The organism is Candidatus Electronema sp. TJ, from assembly GCF_048287355.1.
In the GTDB taxonomy this organism is placed as follows: Bacteria; Desulfobacterota; Desulfobulbia; order Desulfobulbales; family Desulfobulbaceae; genus Electronema.
The window spans coordinates 1-5,187 of sequence record NZ_JBLWEP010000154.1 but is presented as its reverse complement, the minus strand read 5'-3'; the positions used below and the strand labels follow the sequence as shown (position 1 = coordinate 5,187).

Sequence of the window (5,187 nt, the reverse complement as noted above, 5' to 3'; positions counted from 1 at the left end):
CCAACCTCCACCACATCACCCCGCGCCATGCCCGCTGACAACAGCTCCGCTTCCCCAGCCGTTCTGAAGATGACTCCCATGCTCCGGCAGTATCTGGAGATCAAGGAGCAGCACCCCGGAGCCATCCTGTTCTACCGGATGGGCGACTTCTATGAGATGTTCTTTGAGGATGCTGAGATCACCTCAAAAACCTTGGGACTCACCCTGACCTCGCGCAGCCGCGAGGACGAGAACCAGGTGCCCATGTGCGGGGTGCCGCACCATGCGGTTTCCAGCTATCTGGCCAAGATGGTGCAGGCGGGCTTCCGGGTTGCGGTCTGCGAGCAGGTGGAGGATCCGAAACAGGCCAAGGGCATAGTCCGGCGGGAAGTGGTGCGGGTGGTCACGCCGGGCGTGACCACGGACGAGCAGCTCTTGGACGAGAAGAGCAACACCTTTGTCTGCGCCTTGGCCGCCTCGCACAGAGGCCAGAAGCTGCTGGCTGTGGGCCTGAGCTTTCTTGATGTCTCCACCGGCAATTTCCTCATCAGCGAGCTGCCCATTGAAGACGGCAGCCACGGGAGCATTGTTGACGAGATCACCCGGCTGCGGCCTGCCGAGCTGCTGCTGGCCGAGGACGAGGCCGAGCCGCTGGCCGCGCTCACCGAAAGCCTGCAAGCCCTGCTGCCGGGACTGTGCCTGACCCTGCGTCAGGACAGCAGCTTTGAAGGGCACACAGCCCGCAGCACCCTGCTCGAGCATTTCCGTGTCAGCAGCCTGGCTGGCTTTGGCTGCGAGGGGCTGGACACCGGCATCCGGGCTGCTGGCGGCCTGCTGGCGTATATCCAGGAAACCCAGAAGACAGGCCTCTCCTTCATCCGTCAGCTCCGCCTGCTCAGCCGCTCAGGCTTCCTTATTATAGATGAGTCCTCGCGCCGCAACTTGGAGCTGACAGAGACCGCGCTTGGCGGCAGGCGGCAAGGCTCGCTGCTCTCGGTGCTTGATCTCACCAGCACGCCTATGGGCGCGCGTCTGCTCCGGCAGCGGCTGCTCTTCCCGCTCCAGGACAAGGCGCGGATTGAGCGGCGGCTGGAGGCCGTGGCCGCCCTGCTTGCCGACAACGTCCGGCGGCGGGACATGCAGGAGCTGCTCAAGGGCATTTATGACATGGAACGGCTGTGCAGCCGCTTGGTTCTTGGGCAGGGCAACGCCCGCGACATGGCTGCGCTCAAGCTCTCCCTGGCCTGCCTGCCGGAGCTGAAGAAGCTGCTGATCAACATGCCTGCCAGCCTGCTGCACGAGATCGGCGCGGCCATGGATCCGCTCTTCGACCTGCATGATCTGATCCACCGCGCAGTCCGGGACGACGCGCCGGCGACGCTGCGCGAGGGCGGCCTGATCCGCGAGGGCTTTCATGCTGAACTTGACGAGCTGATCCGCCTGCTCCGTGACGGCAGGCAGTTAGTCGCCGAGCTGGAGGCCAAGGAGCGGCAGCGCAGCGGCATCGCCAAGCTGAAAGTGGGCTACAACCGGGTCTTCGGCTACTATTTCGAGGTCAGCCGCGCCCAGCAGAAAGGCGAGCTGCCAGCGTATTTCATCCGCAAGCAGACCCTGGCCAATGCCGAGCGGTTCATCACGCCGGAGCTGAAGGACTTGGAAGAGAGGATCGCGACGGCTGAGGAGCGTCGGCTGGCGCTGGAGTACGAGCTGTTCCAGCAGGTCAGAGAGCAGATCGCCGCCCAGAGCGAACGGCTACTGTCGACCGCGCACGAAGTGGCCCGCGCTGATTTCAGCGTCAGTCTGGCTGAGGCCGCCGTCCGCTATCATTATGTCAGGCCGCAGGTCAGCGAGGGCGACACGCTCTGCATTGTTGAAGGCCGCCACCCGGTGATTGAGCGGAGCATGGACGCGGGCAGGTTTGTCCCCAACGACGTGCTGCTCGATCAGGAGGCGCAGGAGCTGCTGATCATTACCGGCCCGAACATGGCAGGCAAGTCCACTGTGCTGCGGCAGACCGCCCTCATTGTGCTGATGGCCCACATCGGCAGCTTTGTTCCGGCGGCGCAGGCGGAGATCTGTCTAGTTGACCGCATCTTCACGCGGGTGGGGGCTATGGACGATCTGCGGCGCGGCCAGTCCACCTTCATGGTCGAGATGAACGAGACGGCCAACATCCTCAACAACGCCACCGAGCGCAGCTTGGTCATCCTTGATGAGATCGGGCGCGGCACGTCAACCTATGACGGCCTGGCTATAGCGTGGGCGGTGGCCGAAGAGCTGGCTGATAAGAACGGGCGCGGGGTGAAGACCATGTTCGCCACCCACTACCATGAGCTGACCGACCTGGCGGCCACGCATCCGCGCATTAAGAACTGCTCCATCGCGGTGCGGGAGCACAAGGGCAGCATCATCTTCCTGCACAAGCTCGTCAAAGGAGCCGCCAGCCGCAGCTACGGCATCCAGGTGGCGGCCCTCGCAGGCGTGCCTAAGCAGGTGGTGCAGCGGGCGCAGGAGATACTGGGCAACATCGAGCGGGGCGAGTTCACGCCTGCGGGCGAGCCGACGATTGCCGTGTCTTCGCGCAAGGCAAGGCAGCAGCAGAGCGGAACCTGCCAGCTCTCCCTCTTCCCGCCCAAGGAGGACTGCCTGCGCAAAATCCTGAAAGAGGTGGACCCGGACGACCTCTCGCCCAAGCAGGCGCACGAGCTGGTCTATGAGCTGGTGGAAGAGGCGATGAAGCGGGGGTGAGGGGATGCAGGATGCAGCGCGTCCGATGCCCAGCAGGCCGGATTGCGCTGGATGTATGCCCTGATGCGGTGCAGATCCAAGAGGTTTCCGGTGTGTAGGGGCGGTTCGCGAACCGCCCCTACCGTAATCGGCAAGAACAAGAATGCCGTGCAGATGGTTCGGTATGAACAGGCATTCGCGCTGCCGGGCGCAGAGGGTGACGAAATACGCGCCAGGCTGGGCATAATCATAGCCGGGCAGGCGGATGGAGCGGCGGTGATGGATGTCCGGGGTATAGGGCATGTCCCGTTGTTGGATGATGTTCCGCAGGGGCACGAGGCATTGCGCCTCTGCGCCCAGGATGCAGCGGACGGCAGAGTGCCTTGCGCGGTCACAGCCTAGTGAGGCAGTTTGCCTCACTCTGCTGAGGCAATTCGTCTCACTCTGCTGAGGCAGTTTGCCTCACTAGGCTGAGGCAATTCGTCTCACTCTGCTGAGGCAAATTGCCAGAGGAGGCTGTGGCCAAAATGCGCGGTAGGGGCAGGCCCCTGTGCCTGCCCTTGATGTGCGCCATCCGGGAACGGGCGGCCACGGGGGGCCGCCCCTACGCATCCCCACCAATGCCCTGCAATATGGCGCGGATGATGGCGGCATCCTGATAATCCAGCGGCTCGGAGAGGGCAGCTTCATCTCGTTCACCGCTGAGGATGCGGCGGATGGCGGCTATGAGGTTGCCCCAGCCACGTTCAACCATTTCATTCAAACCCGGCTCTATCTCTTGCCGCAAAGCTGGGTCTGCGCTTGCATGCACCACTGCTGCAATCAGCTCCTCATGCTGCTGCGTCTGTTGCCGCCAAGCTGGGAAGGCCAAGTATGCCTGCCTGCTTTTGGCACGGTACGTAGCAGCTTGGCTGCTCTCTCCTTGCTGGGTGGCGATGTGGGCAAGAAGGTTGTAGATGTTCCATATCTGCGCTGCTGCCGGGTTAAGGGTTTCCTTAATAGCCAATGATTCCTCAGCCAAGCCACGGGCTTCGTCCAAGCGGGCCGGGTCATCAGCCAAGAGGATGGCAAGGTTGCTGAGGGTAACAGCGGCACGGGGTCGACCGTCCGCACCTTGAAAGGCTGCCAATGCCTTGCTGTACCACTGCTCGGCCTCTGCTGCGCGGCCTGTTGCCCAGCAAACTTGGGCGAGCTGATTCCAAGTACCGGCAGCCCCGCCATTGTTAGTGAGCTTCCCCTGTTCCTCATTCAGCCGGGCGGACTGCCGATACGCCTGCTCTGCCGCCTCCCACTGCTTTGCGTCCTGATACACCATGCCAAGCTGGTTCCAGAGTACAGCCTCGCTTGCAGGCTCGTTGATGCGCTGAAAGAAGGATAGGGCTTCTTGGTACTGCTTTGCCGCCTCAGTTAGCTCGCCTTGTCTCCAGGCCAAGGTGCCGAGCTGTCCTTTAATTACCGTCACGCTCCGCGTGTCACGAAGCTCTTTCATGATCTCCAAGCCTGCTTGATAGGCTGCCTTGGCCTCCTTATACCGTCTCTGAGCAGTCAGCATATCAGCCAGATCAGTCCAAGCTGCGCCGGTCTGTAGCCGCACCAAGTCGCTCTGCTCCAAGCGGGCCAGCTCGTCCACCTCCTGTCGGTAGAGCTGCTCCGCCTGCGCAGGCTGGCCTTGGAATGCAAAGCAGCGGCCCAGCCTGTGCAGGGTGAGGCACCGTTGATAGCTGGGGGCCTGCTCCAGCCCTGCTAATATCTCCGCAAAGACCTGCGCTGCCGCTCCGGGCTGACCAGAGCCATAAAGCTGCTCGCCCAGATTGCTGCGGGCAAGAAACCATGCCTGCGAGCCGACTGCGCCGCCCGCCTTGCCTGCCGCCTCAGTCAGTTCCTGATAGTCCCGCTGCATCCCGAAGTTACGGAGAAACTTGTTGACGGCAGCAGCAAAGTCCACGCCCTCTTCGGTGCTTCCTGACTGCAAGGCAGCATGGACAGCCCGGAGCAGGTTGGGCAGCTCGCACTGGGCAACAGCGCGGGCTGCATGGGGGTTCTTACTATCCAAGTGATACAGCGCACCGGAAAGCTGATGGTACGCCTGCCAATAGCGTTCCAGCAGCGGTTCGTATTCCTCCTTAGCCAGCCGCTGCTGCAAGGCCGGGGCCAAGGTCGGGTGGAAGCGCAGAAAGGTTACGTCACTCCCCAGCACGCGCTCGTCCTCCATCAGTCCGGCCCGAAGCAGATGGCTGCGCAGCTCGTGCCAGTCTGCCTCCTCAAAGCCGGTTATGTCCCGTACTATCGCCTCCAAACATCCCCCGGCGAAGACACCCAGCCGAGGCAGCAGCGGCAGGCAGCACTTGGGCAGCCGCTCAATGGACAGCTCCAGCGAGGCCAGCAGACTGCGGTCTTCCCGGTTCACCGGCTGCAAGGCCAGCAACGCCTCCAGCCGCTCGCCCACATCAGAGGCGGCGCGCTCCTTGAGCTGCTGGGCCA

General features: G+C 62.9%; 3 protein-coding genes. 2 read left to right on the top strand and 1 reads right to left on the bottom strand.

Annotation, left to right across the window (positions count from 1 at the left end; translation table 11 throughout):
- Positions 1-27 precede the first annotated feature (27 nt).
- The gene (mutS, locus tag ACNKID_RS10215; protein ID WP_417913328.1) at positions 28-2,727 is read left to right on the top strand and encodes a DNA mismatch repair protein MutS; all 2,700 of its coding nucleotides are present in this window, start codon (positions 28-30) and stop codon (positions 2,725-2,727) included.
- 147 nt (positions 2,728-2,874) lie between these two features.
- Positions 2,875-3,108, top strand: a complete 234-nt coding sequence (locus ACNKID_RS10210) for a hypothetical protein (RefSeq protein ID WP_417913327.1) — start codon at positions 2,875-2,877, stop codon at positions 3,106-3,108.
- 202 nt (positions 3,109-3,310) lie between these two features.
- On the opposite strand, the gene ACNKID_RS10205 is transcribed toward ACNKID_RS10210, so the two are convergent.
- A partial coding sequence (locus ACNKID_RS10205) for a tetratricopeptide repeat protein (RefSeq protein WP_417913326.1) occupies positions 3,311-5,187 on the bottom strand: 1,877 nt, incomplete at its 5' end.